This is a genomic window from Pseudoalteromonas sp. SWXJ133, from assembly GCF_015864365.1.
GTDB lineage: Bacteria > Pseudomonadota > Gammaproteobacteria > Enterobacterales > Alteromonadaceae > Pseudoalteromonas > Pseudoalteromonas arctica.
This window is the reverse complement of sequence record NZ_JADYXJ010000006.1, coordinates 15,600-32,428: the sequence shown is the minus strand read 5'-3', so window position 1 is coordinate 32,428 and position 16,829 is coordinate 15,600. Positions and strand designations below refer to the sequence as shown.

The window sequence follows — 16,829 nt, the reverse complement described above, 5'->3', positions numbered from 1 at the left end:
GGCTGTAAGCTACAGCCTTTATCGTTACGTTAAAAACTCTAATAAACCGCGCTCAAACCGACTAAGATACTTTGTTTTACGGGGTAATTTAAAATTGTCGCGCCAATGAGTTTGTTCTGATTCATTTTTCTTACAAAGCTCAATAACATCAGGATGAATATAAGAATTACGCGCTATTGTTGGCGTATTCCCAAGCTTTGAAGACACTTCATCAAGCATTTTTTTTAATGTAATAGCGCCTTTTGCTTCATACACTTCTTTAAAAGCAATCACACTTGCTCGCCATGTTCTAAAGTGTTTTGCGCTAAATTCTTCACCCATTATATTTTGAATATACTGATTGATTTCAGTAGAGGTAACGTTAGAGCGCTCCCCCTCTTCTATATATTGAAACAAGTGTTGCCCGGGTAAGTCCTGAAGCTCCTTAATAACACTACTCAATGCTTTATCCGTTATATTTACTTCCCTTTCTTTGCCTGACTTTGCACGGTATTTTAATCTAATATTTTTTCCTGTTAATTTTGCATGCCTTGATCTTAGGGTTGTCGCACCAAAACTTTTATTTTGTTTTACATTACGTTCATTCCCCACCCGTAAAGCACCTAAATCCATTAATCTAACAATGGCTGCTAAAGTACGTTCATAATCGAGCTCATCACCTTGCAATGCTTCCTTTAATTGAGCCCTAAGTAACGGCAGCTTATGTCCAAACACACTACAAGCTTGATACTTTTTAGCATCTTGTTGTTGTGTAAATAATGGATGATATCGGTACTGCTTTCGTCCTTTACTGTCGTAACCTGTTGCTAAAATATGCCCATTTTCTTCAGGGCAAAACCATACACTTTTATAAGCAGGCGGGAACGCGAGTGAATTTAAGCGCTCAATAACGGCCTTCTCTTTAATTATTTTTCCTATTGGGTCAAAATACTGCCAATGTTTGTTTTTTTTCTTTCGGGTAATTCCGGGCAAACTATCATCAACGTAAATCAATTCCATCATTCCTCCTCAAGCATTTAAAAGAGATATTGTTAACTCGCTTAAGCTTATATTTCAAAGCATAGAATGTACCACTTTAAAATAACCTTAAACTGAACGACTTTATTGATATATAATCAAAAATTGAGCAAAAACAAAAATACGATATATATAATGGTTATTATAACTACGCTTATATTCTCCCTTAATTGGGCATGCTGTTTAAAAGGAGCATTCAATGGCTTTTGATTATGGATCGATTGATCTTGGACTAAAAAACCCCTTCAAACTTGAAGGTAAAGTAACAGCTGTAAGAGGACTCATTGAGTCTATAGCGGGTATTAGTTTACTTGTTATTGCTGCGGGATCAGTAAAAGAAGATACAACCGCTGGATGGATTTTAATGGTGTTTGGCATGCTTATTTTAGCATTCGGCATTCGCTCACTTTCAAGTGGTATTTATGCAACTCTTAAGTATTTTGTAGGCAGAAACCACCCTACTTCACTTGCTTATAACTACAGCAAATCACAAGCATCAACCGCCCAAGAAGAACAAAAAGAAGTAGCCTACACCGCGCAATCACTCGAAGAAATGCTGGTTGGTCGTAAAAACAGTACGTTTAAAGAGCCTAATGGTTTTTTATCACGTTTACTTCACAGCTTAATCCCTAAGTTATTATTCCTACCTTATCCTATTCGTAATGTTGCTCAGCGCTTATTTGGCTCATGGGTAAGTACCCTTGTTGCACTTATTGCTTATGGCCTTGTAGCATTTGTATCTTTATCGGGTTTTACCGGTGAAGCAGGCGAATTAGCATTTCCTGTTTATAGTGCCATATTAATGTTCTACGTGCTTTTTTCGTGGCGCTCTACGGGTAAACCTATTTCTAGAAACGCTGAAAAAAATATTGAAGCACTTGGTACTGGTGCACTCGCTAAAATTATTTCTTTATCTTTTATTCTACCAATCGCTATTGGCCTTTCTATGTCATGGCTGATGAAAGAACAACACATTAGCAAACAAGAAATAGATGGCTGGATTGAGCAACTACCTAGTCTTCATGCTGGCATGTACTTAATTGCGATTATTGTATTAGCCACTCTGAGCTGCGCAATTGCTTTTATTATGATTAAAGCGCGTTTAAATGCAGTTACCCCTTCTGCTGAAGTATCAGAACTACGTGAAAACTGGCAAGAGTCTGTTCATCCAGACGAAATTTTTATAAACCTAGACAACCTAGTAATGGCTAACCGTCGTTATAAAGAAGTACCTAACAGAGTTTACAGAGAATTAGATCCTAAGCTTCAAGAACAAATTGAAGGTAAAGGCGGTTTTAAAGGTGAAATGATCCAAGAGATTCAGCCTAAACTGCACTCAATAGACTTAGGTAAAAACTTTACGCTAGCGAGATTACTTGCTTTAGTAAGTGGTAACTTGCTTTATATTATAGCCTTAGCGTTTACTGTGTTTTTAGCGTATTCGTTTATTAATGTTTACCATTACGTTGACGCTGCAAATATTAGTAGCTTTAAACAAGCATTTAATAACCAACATGTTATTCAATTTAGTGAACTATTAATGACAAGCTTTCACTTATTGCTAATAGGTATACTTATTAAAGCATTTGCGCAATTGCTTACAAATACAGCTCATCTATTTTTTGCTGAAATGCAATTTGAATCACTACTAGTGTACTTTAAATGCGAAGGCACATTTACTGAGTCTAAAATATCAACAGGTACTGGTATTCACGATAGTACTCGCTCAGAAAATACTTTAGTACGCAGTAGCATAACGCCTTGGATTATTGTTTCTCGTGTTATTTCTACTACGTTTGCAGCAACAGGTATGAAAAACCTTGAACATCCTCGCCATATTATGGAAATGCATAAAGACGAAGGACAATTACAAGCAATCAAAAAAGACGTTATCGCGTTCTTGAAAGATCGCGAATCTATTGCCTCAATCACCAGTGAGCGTGATTTAGGTAATGCGTCACAAATACATCAATTAAACCAGCAAACGCGCGCTATGCCTTCTCAGCAAGCTATAGCTAAAGATGACGAAGAGGCCGCCGGGTATTTAAGACAAGAAGAAAACTTATCTCCCGAACCTAAGGGCTAACTTACCTGAACTCTGGATAATTAGTATTAATGCCACCTTGTAAATTAGGTGGCATTTTTTTATCCTTTATTAACCTCTATTCAATACCTTTTAACTTTACTACCTCTTTTATACTCAACAACATGATTAATATTGGATTAGTCCACAAAGCCCTTGCTTTATGTGCCAAAACACAAATAATGAAGTATTAATCACAGGGTAAGAATGAGGACAATGAGCTATATACTAACCACCCAATGTGCTGACGACGTAGGCTTAATAGCTAAAATCACAGGGCTTTGTCATAAAAACAATTTAAATATTACGCGTAACAACGAGTTTGTAGATAAAGACGCACAGCGATTTTTTATGCGTACAGAGCTTACAGGCGAGCCACAAAGCGACTTTTTAGATCAACTACGCGCATTGTTGCCACAAGGCGCTAAACTTGCCCTACATTGCGGTGCAAAAACTAAAGTAGTTTTACTTGCAACTAAAGAAGCCCACTGTTTAGGTGGTATGTTACTAAAGCAATTTGAACAAACTCTTAATATTGAAGTATTAGCCGTTATTGCTAACTATGCTGATTTAGAGCCTTTAGCCAAAGGGTTTGATGTGCCGTTTCATGTTGTATCGCACGAAGGACTAACTCGTAGCGAGCACGATCAAAAAGTAGGTGATTTAATTGCCAGCTACAACCCTGATATTATTGGTCTTGCCAAATATATGCGTATTTTAAGCCCTGAATTTGTGGGTCGCTTTGAAGGTAAAATAATTAATATTCATCACTCATTTTTACCTGCATTTATAGGCGCTAAACCGTATCATCAAGCATTTGAGCGTGGCGTAAAAATTATTGGTGCTACTGCTCACTTTGTTAATAATGAGCTTGATGAAGGCCCTATCATTTTGCAAGATGTAACAAACGTTACGCATGCTAATACCGCTGAAATGATGGCTAAAATGGGGAAAGATGTTGAGAAAACAGTGTTTTGTAAAGCACTCCAACTTGCATCAGAGCATAAGTTATTTATTAACGGTAATAAAACCGTGGTGTTTAGTTAAATATTTATGTTTAACTAAGAATTACACATTAAATTTAAGTACTAAAAAAGAGGCTTAAGCTTCTTTTTTAGTACTTAAATTTAGCTTACGTTTGCTCGATAGGTTCTAATTTTAACTTAGCGGCAATAAGTACAGCTTGTGTGCGGTTGTATACACCAAGTTTTCTAAAAATAGCGGTGATATGTGCTTTTATGGTCGCTTCAGAAATGTGCAATTCATACGCTATTTGTTTATTGAGTAAGCCTTCGTGTAAATACTGTAAAACACGATACTGCTGAGGCGTAAGAGAGGCAACTTGCGCTGCAATTTCTTTGTCTTCACTTTCAATTTCAGCTACTTTATTTTTTAATTCTACTGGTAGCCAAGTATCGCCTTCAAGTATTTGGTTTATTGCACTGGCAATATCATCAGACGATGATGATTTAGGAATAAAACCCATAGCGCCGTAACCCATTACTTTAGAAACTATATTAGTGTCTTCACTACCCGAAACAACGGCAATAGGTAAGCTTGGGTACTCTTCTCTAATACGAATAAGACCATATAAATCACCATTACCTGGCATGTGAAGGTCTAGCAGTAATATATCAAGATCCTCTTGCTCACTTAACACTTGCAGTGTGCTGTCAAAATCGGATGATTCAAAAACCTCTAAACCTTCAAATTTTGCGCTCAGTGCGCCCTTTAGTGCTTCACGAAATAACGGATGGTCGTCCGCTATTAAAAACTGACTCATGGTTCACTCCTAATAAATTCGGCTGCCAGTTAGGTATAAAACCATTACTGACAGCCGATATACTACGTTTAGAATCAACTTGTAATCAAGTTTTTAACGCACATTTAACGATTTAATCTGTTCTCGATTAGTTCATCGACCACAGAGGGATCGGCAAGCGTTGACGTATCACCAAGTTGTTCGTGCTCATTTGCAGCGATTTTACGTAAAATACGACGCATAATCTTGCCTGAACGTGTTTTTGGTAAACCTGGAGACCATTGAATCATATCTGGTGATGCTATTGGGCTAAGCTCTTTACGAACCCAGTTACGTACCTCTTTGGTTAACTCATCGCTTACTGTTATACCTTCGTTAGGCGTAATATAAACATAAATACCCTGGCCTTTAATATCATGCGGGTAACCTACGACGGCTGCTTCTGCTACCGCTTCGTGTGCAACTAACGCACTTTCAATTTCGGCAGTACCAAGGCGATGGCCTGACACGTTAAGTACATCGTCCACACGTCCTGTGATCCAGTAATAACCGTCTTCATCACGACGACAACCATCACCTGTAAAGTAAACACCTGGGTAGGCGCTAAAATAAGTTTGTTCAAAACGTTCATGGTCGTTGTAAACAGTTCGCGCTTGCGATGGCCAGCTATCTAAAATAACTAAATTACCGTCTACAGCACCTTCAAGATTATTCCCCTCAGCATCAAATAATGCTGGCGCAATACCAAAAAATGGATGTGTCGCAGAACCTGGTTTTGTATCCGTAGCACCCGGTAAAGGCGTAATCATTATGCCACCGGTTTCTGTTTGCCACCACGTATCAACAATCGGACAATTAGATTTACCAATACTCTCGTAATACCACGTCCATGCTTCTGGATTTATTGGCTCACCAACCGAGCCTAAAATACGTAAACTATCGCGATTTGACGAAGCTGTTGGCTCATCACCTTTCGCCATTAGCGCACGAATTGCTGTAGGCGCAGTATATAAAATAGTTACACCGTGTTTATCAACAATTTCTCCCATGCGTCCTGCAGTTGGATAAGTTGGCACACCTTCAAATAATACTTGTGTACAACCGTTTACTAATGGCCCGTATGCAATGTAACTGTGGCCTGTGATCCAGCCTACATCGGCACTACACCAATACACATCGTCTTCTTTTAAATCAAATACGTATTCATGTGTCATTGATGAGTAAACTAAGTAGCCACCAGTCGTATGCACAACCCCCTTCGGCTGACCTGTTGAACCTGATGTATACAATATAAACAATGGATCTTCAGCGTTCATTGGCTCTGGTTCACACTTTGCTGGTAAATCAGCAACTAAGTCATGCCACCATATATCGTGCTCATTCCAATCAACTTCACCGCCGGTTAATTGGTGTACAATAACATGCTCAATTGAGGTTACAGTTTCTTGCGCTACCGCTTCATCTACATTTGCTTTTAATGGGACACAATTACCTGCTCTGCGCCCCTCATCAGAAGTAATTACAATCTTAGCACCCGAATCTCGAATACGATCGGCAATCGCTGAAGGTGAAAAGCCACCAAATACAACTGAATGAATAGCACCAATACGTGCACAGGCCTGCATTGCATACACAGCTTGAGGCGTCATAGGCATATAAATAGCTACGCGATCACCTTTTTGCACACCTAGCTTTTTTAAACCATTGGCAAACTTAGCTACTTCATCATGTAGTTGCTGATAAGTAATATTCTCGCTTTGAGATGGGCTATCACCTTCCCAAATAAGCGCAGTTTTGCCTGCTTTGTTTTTTAAGTGACGATCGATACAATTGTACGAAGCATTTAAATAGCCATCCTCATACCATTTAATATTTATGTGACCTTTGTCGAATGATGTGTTTTTAACTTTTGTATAAGGGGTAGACCAATCAAGACGTTTACCATGCTCACGCCAAAAACTTTCTGGGTCATCAATAGATTGCTTATAAAGCGTATTATATTTATTTTTATCAATGAGAGTCGCATCTTTAATATGCGCAGGTACTGGATAGATACTTTGTGACATCTTAGTCTCCATTTAAATTACTTGCCTTTAGCTTTTATCAAGGATTACTCAGCAGTGCTTTATTAAGTATTAGACCTTAGTTGTACACCCCTTCAATTTCCCCATTTGTAGTTTATAATCCTTCCGCTTTCAATTTTTTTACATAAATAATACAATGCGTTAAATGTAAGTAAATACAAACTAATCTGTTCTCAAACCTTAGTCTTATAGACCAATAGGTAATTGAGTAAATATTACACATATTCAACAGTGTTCTTGTACTCTAATAAAGATATTTTGTCGTACTTACTAAAATGCTTTATTTAACGAATGAAAATAGAAAGTGAATTTAAAACCAAATTAACAACCCTTTTTATTCGTAAGTAATACTCGTAGCAAGTAATACAAATATCTATGAAAAAAAAGTAATAAATAACAAGTAGCCTATAAAGGACACCACAATGAAATTTACCCCATTAAAAACATTGGCAGCAAGCGCTGTACTATGTGCACTATCAAGTACTGCATACGCGGCAACTGCTGCAAAAATTGGTGATACCGAATTTACTTACGGTGGATACATTAAACTCGACTCTATGTGGAGTGATTATTCAGCGGGTGCGCCTGCAGGTTCAAACGTAGGTCGTGACTTTTACGTACCAAGTACGCTAACAGTTGGCGACGATAACAGCTCAGATGCTGTGTTTGATATGCATGCTCGCGAGTCACGCTTTAACTTTGGCACAGCCACTGTTATGGATAACGGTAAGACCGTTAACACTAAAATTGAGATTGATTTTTTAGCCTCAGCTGCTGGCGGCAATGAACGTGTATCAAACTCTTATGCTCCACGTATTCGCCATGCGTTTGTGACATACGACGGTTGGTTATTTGGTCAAACATGGTCTAACTTTCAAAACGTAGGTGCCCTTGCTGAAACGCTTGATTTTGTAGGCCCAGCTGAAGGCACTATATTTGTTCGCCAATCGCAAATTAAATATACCACTGGCGCATGGTCTTTCTCATTAGAAAACCCAGAAAGTACAATTTCTACTACTAGCGGTATGGTAGTAACTGATGATGCATCCTTGCCTGACTTTACAGCTCGTTACACACACAAAGCTGATTGGGGTAACATTGTTGTTGCAGCGCTTGCTCGCCAACTAACTTATAAAGTAGGCAGTGTTGATGCAGATGAAACATCTTTTGGTATTAGTGCGTCGGGTAAAATAAACCTTGGTGAGGACAACCTTAAATTTATGCTTACTCAAGGTAAAGGCTTAGGCCGTTACGTAGGCTTAAACGTTGCTCACGGCGCAGTACTTAATGGCGATGAACTAGATGCCATTGATTCGACTTCTGGTTTTGTTGCTTACCAGCACAAGTGGACAAGCCAATGGCGTTCAACGTTCTTATACTCTTTCTTCTCTGCTGATAACAACACTGATTTATTAGCTATTTCTGGTGATCCGACTGAATCAAGCCAAAGCTATAGCGCTAACATTTTATATTCCCCTGTTAAACGCCTAACATTTGGAGCTGAGCTAAAACATGCTGAGCGTGAAACTGAAAGTGGCGTAGATGGCGATTTAGATCGTTTACAATTCTCTGTTAAATACTCTTTTTAATAACTAAAAAGCTAACTACTTTAAATAAGCGGCCTAGGCCGCTTTTTTTATAATTCAATTTAAGTTAAAAAAACAACCATATTTTTATAAGTCATATCGCTTATCCTAATCATAATATTATTTACAGACTAAGTAATTCCCCCTAAAACAGCGTAAACGCGTTTACAAATGATAATAGTTTTTGTTTGAGTTTGTTAATTCTAAATAGTAGAATGTCCCAATTATTTAAATAAACTCAAATAATATTAAATATTAATTAAGGGAAAACATGAAACTCAATCGCACTTTTGCACTTTCTTCATTAGTTTTAGCTATGGGTTTTTCAGCTCAAGCGCAAGAAACACCAACTAAGAATACAGTTGAAAATAACAATGAACAAATGGAAGAAATATTAATAGTAGGTGTACGCCAAGATCGAGTTAGCCAAGGTGCTACCGGTTTAACTATGGAGCTTAACGAAACACCACAATCTATTAGTGTAATTGGCGCAGAGCAACTTCAAAACTTTGCAGCAAATAGTATTAATGACGCATTGAAAATGGCTACGGGTATTACTGTAGAACAAGGTGAAACTAACCGCACACGATACACGTCTCGTGGTTTTGATATTAAAAGCACTCAAGTTGATGGTGTTGGTCTACCTAATAACTGGGGCCTTGTTACTGGTGCTATGGAAAGCTACGGTTATGAAAAAATAGAAGTTATTCGTGGTGCTAATGGGCAATTAACAGGCGTTGGTAATGCAGCTGGTACTATTAATTATGTTCGAAAACGCCCAACAAATGAGAATGAAGGTGAAGTAGGTATTTCTGTAGGTACTTATGGTTTAAAGCGCTTACAAGCTGATTATTCATTTTTATTAACAGATTCTGGTAGCTGGGCTGCACGTGTTGTTGGGGCTGCAGAAAGCTCTGATTCATACCTTGATGGTTTAGAAAACGATCGTACTTACTTCTCTGCTGTAGTTGATGGACAACTTACTGGTAATTCAACACTTTCATTTGGTGCTTCACATCAAGATGCGAATACAGATGGAACCATGTGGGGAGGATTACCACTTTCATATGCCGATGGCACACAAGCGCAGTGGGATGTAAGTACAAGTACAACCCAAGAGTGGACTAAATGGGATACTCTTAATACCACAGCTTTTATTGAATATACTTATGTATTCGATAATAACTGGGAAATTAAAACAACTTATAATTACCAAGACTCAGAAGATCAAAGTAAATTACTTTACCTTTATGACGCTTATGGAATGTTTGATAGTGAAACTAATTTAGGTTTAGTCAGTATTCCTGGACGATATGATACAGAATTCTCAGCTGGTTTATTTGATATAACAGCTAAAGGTGAGTACAGCTTGTTTGGTCAAGAGCATGAGTTAATGCTTGGTGGTAGTATTTCACAAAGTACATCTTACTCTTTTACTAACTCTTACGATGCAGCAACAACTGAAGCTTATGGTTTAGCGCCTGCTTTTCCATACGCATTAGATGCGATTGCTGAACCTATTTGGGGTGAACGAACTAAGTATGCTGATATTGATGTTACTTTAAAGCGTTTTTTTGGTTCTACTAAATTAAACCTAACAAGTGACTTATTTGTTATTGCGGGCTTTAACGCTATCGATTATGAGCGCACAGGCTTTAGCCAAGGCGTTGATATAGATAATGATGAAAGTGAGGTAAGCCCTTACCTTGCAACAACGTATGCAATTAATGATGATGTTAATGTATATGTAAGCTATTCCGATATTTATCAGCCACAAGAGCAGTACGATTACGATGGTAACTTTTTAGATCCAAGTAAAGGTGTTAATTACGAAGTTGGAGTGAAAACTCAATGGTTAGATGATCAACTACTTGCAACCTTTGCCGTATTTAGTGCAAAACAAGATAATATTGCAACTTATGCAGGGCTAAACGCATCTGGATTTACTTACTATAAAGGAGCTGATCAAGATACCCAAGGCTTTGAATTAGAATTAACCGGACACATAACTGATGATCTAAATGCTGTATTCGCATATACATACTTAGATATAAATGATGACGCAGGCGACAGTTCTCATGAATGGGAACCTGAAAATGTTGTTAATTTTTCATTAGATTATACGCTGCCTCAACTACCTGAGTTTCAGTTTGGTTTAGCCGGTAAATGGCAATCAAAAACAGAAAATATAGCCAGTAATGTTAAGCAGGATTCTTATTTACTTATGAACGCATTTGCTCGATGGGATGCTAGCGAAGACTTATCAATTCAAGCTAACATTGATAACATTACAGATGAAAAGCATATTACTAGCTTAGCCAATGTTGGTTTTTATGGCTCTCCTATTAGCGGAAAAGTTAGCTTAACTTATCGCTTTTAAAGTTCTATTTTAATTAGGTCGCATTCTTTAACTATTAAGGCGTGTTTATCTTTGGTGGTTGAATTTGCAGCAGCATGTTTGGTTTTTAGGCAAGGCAGAGCCTATATAGTGTGGTTATTCCCCATGAATAGGCGGTAGCGCAGCATAAATACCAAACATGCGCTGCCCTTTGGGTTCTTTCTAGGGACGATTAACTCTTTGTTGCCTACATGGATGTAGGTAAGGGGCGTGAGCAGGACGCGGAAGCTTTGCTCGATTTTTACTTAGTCCACTAGGTTACAAATCTCACGCCGCGATTTAACCGCCCCTAGATTGAACAAATTTTAATCCACAAAGTTCAACACGCCCTAAGAATGCTTTTATCTGATTAAAACGTATAGCGTATGATCGCTCTGCTCTTCATTTAGTATAGTAATTACTAGTACAGTGCCTACTCATGCGCGATGTAACCGTAGATTTTTATAGGTTAAATTAAAAAACGACACATTTTTAATGTGTCGTTTTTATTTTTATCCGCTTTAAGTTTTTAATAACAAAAAAACGCTAATCATTACTGATCAGCGCTTTTTAAAGCTCGGGTCAAATCAAGCTTAAAAACTCATTTTGAGGCTGTTAAAGATCAGCGTCATCGCCCAACTTATCTTCACCATCATCTGGTTCAATAGTTGCTTTTAATAAAAGCATTTCGCGTAACTTGCCTTCAATCTCATCTGCAATTTCTGGGTTTTCTTTCAAAAACTTAATTGAGTTAGATTTACCTTGGCCAACCTTGTTGCCACAGTAGCTATACCAAGCACCTGCTTTTTCAACAATTTTATGCTTAACGCCTAGGTCAATTAGCTCGCCTTGCTTAGAAATACCTTCACCATACATGATGATAAATTCAGCTTGTTTAAACGGCGGCGCTACTTTGTTTTTAACAATTTTAACGCGAGTTTCGTTACCAACAACTTCATCGCCTTCTTTAACAGAACCAATACGACGAATATCAATACGTACCGATGCGTAAAACTTAAGTGCATTACCACCCGTTGTTGTTTCTGGGTTACCAAACATAACACCAATTTTCATACGGATTTGGTTAATGAAAATACATAACGTGTTAGAGCGTTTAATGTTACCAGTAAGCTTACGTAATGCTTGCGACATTAAACGTGCTTGTAAGCCCATGTGCGAGTCGCCCATGTCGCCTTCAATTTCAGCTTTTGGTGTTAGTGCAGCAACCGAGTCAATTACAACAACATCTACTGCGCTTGAGCGTACTAACATGTCACAAATTTCTAGTGCTTGCTCACCTGTATCTGGTTGAGATACAAATAATTCATCTATATTTACACCCAATTTTTGGGCATATACTGGATCTAGAGCATGCTCAGCATCAATAAAGGCACATGTTTTGCCTTCTTTTTGTGCTTCTGCGATAACTTGTAAAGTAAGCGTTGTTTTACCAGATGACTCAGGTCCGTATACTTCAACAATACGTCCCATAGGTAAACCACCTATGCCTAAAGCAATATCAATACCTAATGAGCCTGTAGATACAGATTCAATGTTTAACGCTTTGTTATCACCCAATTTCATAATTGAGCCTTTACCAAACTGACGTTCAATTTGTGATAGTGCTGCGTCCAACGCTTTTTGTTTGTTATCGTTCATTTTATTCTCCAAATCCAGCTAATGGAATCAAGTATACTGTATGAAATCACAGTATCAAGCTAATTTTTTTATTTTATCTCATCTATTACACTTTTCAATGCAAATACAATAGCTTGCAGTCTAACTTGAGCCCTATCGCCAGAGAATACTTGTTTAAAGGTCAGTACTTTGTCATTAATTTGTATGCCAAAGTACACAAGTCCCACAGGTTTGCCATCAGTTGCCCCGCCAGGTCCTGCAATACCCGATACAGCTATAGATATATTTGCATTTGTTGCTTTAATAGCACCTAATGCCATTTCACGCACTGTTTGTTCGCTCACAGCACCGTACTTTGCTAATGTGCTTGCACTTACATTTAGCAAATCTTGCTTTGCTTGGTTGCTGTAAGTCACAAATGCGCGGTCAATATAAGCAGAGCTTCCGGGCGTATCTGTAAGGGCATAACTCACTCCGCCACCAGTACATGACTCAGCACTAGTGATCCATAAGCATTTATCCGTTAAAATAGCGCCTAATTGCGCAGCAAGTGTTTTAATCTCTTGATGTAATTCCATATTCAGCCTTTGGGTAAATACATGTCGTTTGATCTTTATGCACCACACACTATAAAACAACAAACCCCTATGATGCAGCAGTATCTAAAAATAAAATCAGAGCATCGCGATATTTTATTGTTTTATCGTATGGGCGATTTTTACGAACTCTTTTTTGATGACGCTAAACGCGCCGCTCAATTACTCGATATTTCGCAAACTCATCGCGGTAAAGCCGGTGGCGATCCTATCCCTATGGCGGGCGTACCTTATCATGCAGTAGAAAACTACCTAGCACGCCTAGTCCAAATGGGTGAATCAGTCGCTATTTGTGAACAAGTGGGTGACCCTGCAACTAGTAAAGGCCCTGTCGATCGTAAAGTTGTTCGTATAGTTACACCTGGTACAATTTCTGATGAAGCGCTTTTACAAGAACGACAAGACAATCTTCTTACTAGCGTTTGGCAAAGTAAAAAAGGCCTGTACGGTATCGCGTACCTTGATATTAACTCTGGTCGCTTTAACGTTGTAGAGGTTAACACCGACGAAGCCTTTAGCTCAACTATTCAGCGCTTAGCTCCGGCAGAACTTCTGTATAGCGAAAGCTTTGAAAACTTTCATTTAATTGAGCATATAAAAGGTGCCCGCCGCCGCCCAGAGTGGGAGTTCGACTTAGATACGGCTCAGCACTTATTATGCGATCAGTTTGGTACTAAAGATTTAGTTGGTTTTGGTGTTGATAAAGCCCACAGCGCGCTTGTTGCTGCCGGTTGTTTAATGCAATACGTAAAAGATACACAGCGTATTGCACTGCCACATATTCGTTCAATTACGCTTGAGCACAACGAACACGCTGTTATTTTAGATGCCGCTACTCGTAAAAACTTAGAACTTACCGTTAATTTATCAGGTGGGTTTGAAAATACGCTTGCCCAGGTACTTGATAAAACAGCAACACCTATGGGCTCTCGTTTACTTAAGCGCCGTATTCATACACCTGTACGTAATAAAGACGAGCTAAATTCTCGCTTAAATGCAATTAGCGCTATTTTAGATGTACAACTGTGCGGCGAATTACACGAATCATTAAAAGAGATTGGTGATGTAGAGCGAGTTATTGCACGTCTAGCTTTATGCACAGCTCGCCCGCGCGATTTAACTCGTCTTCGCAGCGCATTACAAGCACTTGCGCCACTACACACTTTGCTAGGTGATGCTAACGATCCTCGTATTACAGGTATTATCAAGCACTCGCCTGAGCTCCCTGATTTACAAGAGTTATTAGAACGTGCAGTGATAGAAAACCCACCGGTACTAATTCGTGACGGTGGCGTTATTGCCCCTGGTTACAACAGCGAACTTGATGAGTGGCGTAACTTAAGTAAAGGTGCAACCGACGTACTTGATCAACTAGAGTTGCGTGAACGCGAACGCACGGGTATTAGTACGCTTAAAATTGGTTATAACCGCGTACATGGCTTTTTTATTGAAGTAAGCCGCGCCAATGCTCACTTAGTGCCAGCCGACTACATTCGTCGTCAAACACTCAAAAATAACGAACGTTACATTATTCCAGAGCTTAAAGAGCACGAAGATAAAGTACTTGGTAGCCAATCAAAAGCCTTAGCGCTTGAAAAGCAACTATACGAAGAGCTGTTCAGATTTATCGCTCCACATATTGAACAGCTGCAAATGATGGCAGCAGCACTGGCCGATTTAGACGTGTTAAATAACTTGGCCGAACGTGCATTCGCACTCAATTATGCAAAACCAGAATTGTGCGATAACGACAATATAAGCATTAAACAAGGTCGTCACCCTGTTGTTGAACAAGTAATGAAAGAACCGTTTATTGCTAACCCTGTTGAATTAAACAGCCAACGTAAAATGTTGATTATTACGGGTCCAAACATGGGCGGTAAATCAACCTATATGCGCCAAACAGCACTTATTGTACTAATGGCTCACATTGGCAGTTATGTACCTGCAGACAGCGCTAAAATTGGCAATATCGATCGCATATTTACACGTATTGGTGCAAGCGATGATTTAGCATCAGGTCGCTCAACCTTCATGGTAGAAATGACCGAAACAGCGACTATTTTAAATAATGCCACGGCGCAGTCTTTAGTGTTAATGGATGAAATTGGTCGCGGTACAAGTACCTACGATGGGCTCTCGCTTGCGTATGCAACAGCCGATCATTTAGCGTCAAAAATATCAGCTAAAACATTATTTGCTACGCACTACTTTGAGTTAACAGAACTTGCTGAACAAACAACAGGCCTTGTAAACGTGCACCTCGATGCAATAGAGCATAACGATACAATCGCCTTTATGCATACAGTACTTGATGGCGCAGCAAGTAAGAGCTTTGGCTTACAGGTAGCTGCTCTTGCGGGTGTGCCAAAAGCTGTTATTGCACAAGCAAAGCAAAAACTTAAGTTACTTGAAAATCATCAAAGCGTTACTGCACCAAATACAGAGCAACAAGCCTTTACTTTTAATAACGAAATTGCACAAAATACACCTTCAGAAGTAGAAGAACAATTAAGCGCAATTGACCCTGATAATTTATCGCCACGCCAAGCGCACGATTTATTATATAAACTAAAAGCATTGTTGTAATTTATATCATCTAATTTACAAGCATAAAAAAAGCCGAAGAATAAATTCTTCGGCTTTTTAACACACATAGTCTCTTATACTATTTAACTAGTTACGAAAACTGATTAAACAAGCTATCTGTACTTAAACCTTCTTGTTGCAAAATGTCTTTTAAACGACGTAATGCTTCTACCTGAATTTGCCTTACACGCTCACGTGTTAAGCCTATTTCACGACCTACATCTTCAAGTGTAGATGGCTCGTAGCCAAGTAATCCAAATCGACGTGCTAACACTTCGCGTTGTTTAGGGTTCAATTCACCTAACCAGTCTACAATGTGTTTATTAATATCATTATTTTGTACTTCGCCTTCAGGGCCTGCACTTTTTTCATCTGGGATGATATCAAGCAGTACACTGTCGTTTTCTCCACCAATCGGCATATCAACCGATGCTATTCTCTCGTTTAAACGTAGCATTTTAGTTACGTCTTCAACGGGTCTGTCTAGGCAAGCTGCAATTTCGTCAGCTGTTGGTTCATGGTCAAGTTTTTGAGTTAATTCACGCGCTGTACGTAAGTAAACATTAAGCTCTTTAACCACATGTATTGGTAGGCGGATGGTGCGAGTTTGATTCATAATGGCACGTTCGATTGTTTGACGTATCCACCACGTAGCGTAAGTAGAAAATCTAAAGCCACGCTCAGGGTCAAATTTTTCAACGGCTCGGATTAGGCCTAAGTTACCTTCTTCAATTAAATCAAGTAGAGCAAGGCCACGGTTATTATAACGGCGTGCTATTTTAACAACTAAACGTAAGTTACTTTCAATCATACGTTTGCGTGAGGCTTCACAACCTCGAAGTGATTTGCGAGAAAAAAACACTTCTTCTTCTGCGCTAAGCAAAGGAGAAAAACCAATTTCGCCTAAATAAAGTTGGGTTGCGTCAAGATTTTTAGTTACTTCTTCTTTTGCAAAGATTTCATCGTCTTCTACTTTTTCTAGTAACGCTGTGCTTTCATCAGCATCAATATTATCGAATTTTTCGTCAGTCGTAGTGTGTTTGTTAAGTTTTGCTGCGCTAGCCATAAGCCTTCTCCCGAGCAATTATCAATACCTA

The 16,829-nt window shown here is 38.8% G+C and carries 11 protein-coding genes; 5 read left to right on the top strand and 6 right to left on the bottom strand.

Annotated elements, in window-relative coordinates:
* Positions 1 to 24: 24 nt before the first annotated feature.
* Positions 25 to 999, bottom strand: coding sequence for a DNA topoisomerase IB (locus I6F40_RS06100; protein ID WP_165741000.1), 975 nt, complete (start codon positions 997 to 999; stop codon positions 25 to 27).
* Positions 1,000 to 1,216: 217 nt separating this feature from the next.
* On the opposite strand from I6F40_RS06100, the gene I6F40_RS06095 reads away from it, so the two are divergent.
* Positions 1,217 to 3,103, top strand: a complete 1,887-nt coding sequence (locus tag I6F40_RS06095) for a hypothetical protein (protein WP_166377814.1) — start codon at positions 1,217 to 1,219, stop codon at positions 3,101 to 3,103.
* A 213-nt stretch (positions 3,104 to 3,316) separates the two neighbouring features.
* Positions 3,317 to 4,147 (top strand): formyltetrahydrofolate deformylase, encoded by an 831-nt coding sequence (gene purU, locus I6F40_RS06090; RefSeq protein WP_166377812.1) that lies wholly within the window; start codon positions 3,317 to 3,319, stop codon positions 4,145 to 4,147.
* Between the two features lie 85 nt (positions 4,148 to 4,232).
* On the opposite strand, the gene I6F40_RS06085 is transcribed toward purU, so the two are convergent.
* A complete protein-coding gene (locus tag I6F40_RS06085; protein WP_166377810.1) occupies positions 4,233 to 4,883 on the bottom strand; it encodes a response regulator transcription factor in 651 nt (216 codons plus the stop codon).
* Positions 4,884 to 4,987: 104 nt separating this feature from the next.
* Entirely contained in the window at positions 4,988 to 6,928 is a 1,941-nt protein-coding gene (acs, locus tag I6F40_RS06080; RefSeq protein ID WP_197192652.1) for an acetate--CoA ligase, read from the bottom strand.
* Between the two features lie 440 nt (positions 6,929 to 7,368).
* On the opposite strand from acs, the gene I6F40_RS06075 reads away from it, so the two are divergent.
* Both I6F40_RS06075 and I6F40_RS06070 read left to right on the top strand, forming a co-directional pair.
* The gene (locus I6F40_RS06075; RefSeq protein ID WP_010554447.1) at positions 7,369 to 8,535 is read left to right on the top strand and encodes a DcaP family trimeric outer membrane transporter; all 1,167 of its coding nucleotides are present in this window, start codon (positions 7,369 to 7,371) and stop codon (positions 8,533 to 8,535) included.
* Between the two features lie 268 nt (positions 8,536 to 8,803).
* Entirely contained in the window at positions 8,804 to 10,912 is a 2,109-nt protein-coding gene (locus I6F40_RS06070; RefSeq protein ID WP_197192651.1) for a TonB-dependent siderophore receptor, read from the top strand.
* 612 nt (positions 10,913 to 11,524) lie between these two features.
* Here the strand turns inward: I6F40_RS06070 and recA are convergent.
* A complete protein-coding gene (recA, locus tag I6F40_RS06065) occupies positions 11,525 to 12,568 on the bottom strand; it encodes a recombinase RecA (protein WP_024591486.1) in 1,044 nt (347 codons plus the stop codon).
* A gap of 68 nt (positions 12,569 to 12,636) precedes the next feature.
* Complete coding sequence (locus I6F40_RS06060) at positions 12,637 to 13,125, bottom strand: CinA family protein (RefSeq protein ID WP_197176758.1); 489 nt, start codon at positions 13,123 to 13,125, stop codon at positions 12,637 to 12,639.
* A gap of 21 nt (positions 13,126 to 13,146) precedes the next feature.
* Between I6F40_RS06060 and mutS the strand changes: the two genes are divergently transcribed.
* Positions 13,147 to 15,732 (top strand): DNA mismatch repair protein MutS, encoded by a 2,586-nt coding sequence (mutS, locus tag I6F40_RS06055; RefSeq protein WP_197192650.1) that lies wholly within the window; start codon positions 13,147 to 13,149, stop codon positions 15,730 to 15,732.
* A gap of 91 nt (positions 15,733 to 15,823) precedes the next feature.
* On the opposite strand, the gene rpoS is transcribed toward mutS, so the two are convergent.
* Positions 15,824 to 16,798, bottom strand: coding sequence for an RNA polymerase sigma factor RpoS (gene rpoS / locus I6F40_RS06050; RefSeq protein WP_166377802.1), 975 nt, complete (start codon positions 16,796 to 16,798; stop codon positions 15,824 to 15,826).
* Between the last annotated feature and the right edge of the window lie 31 nt (positions 16,799 to 16,829).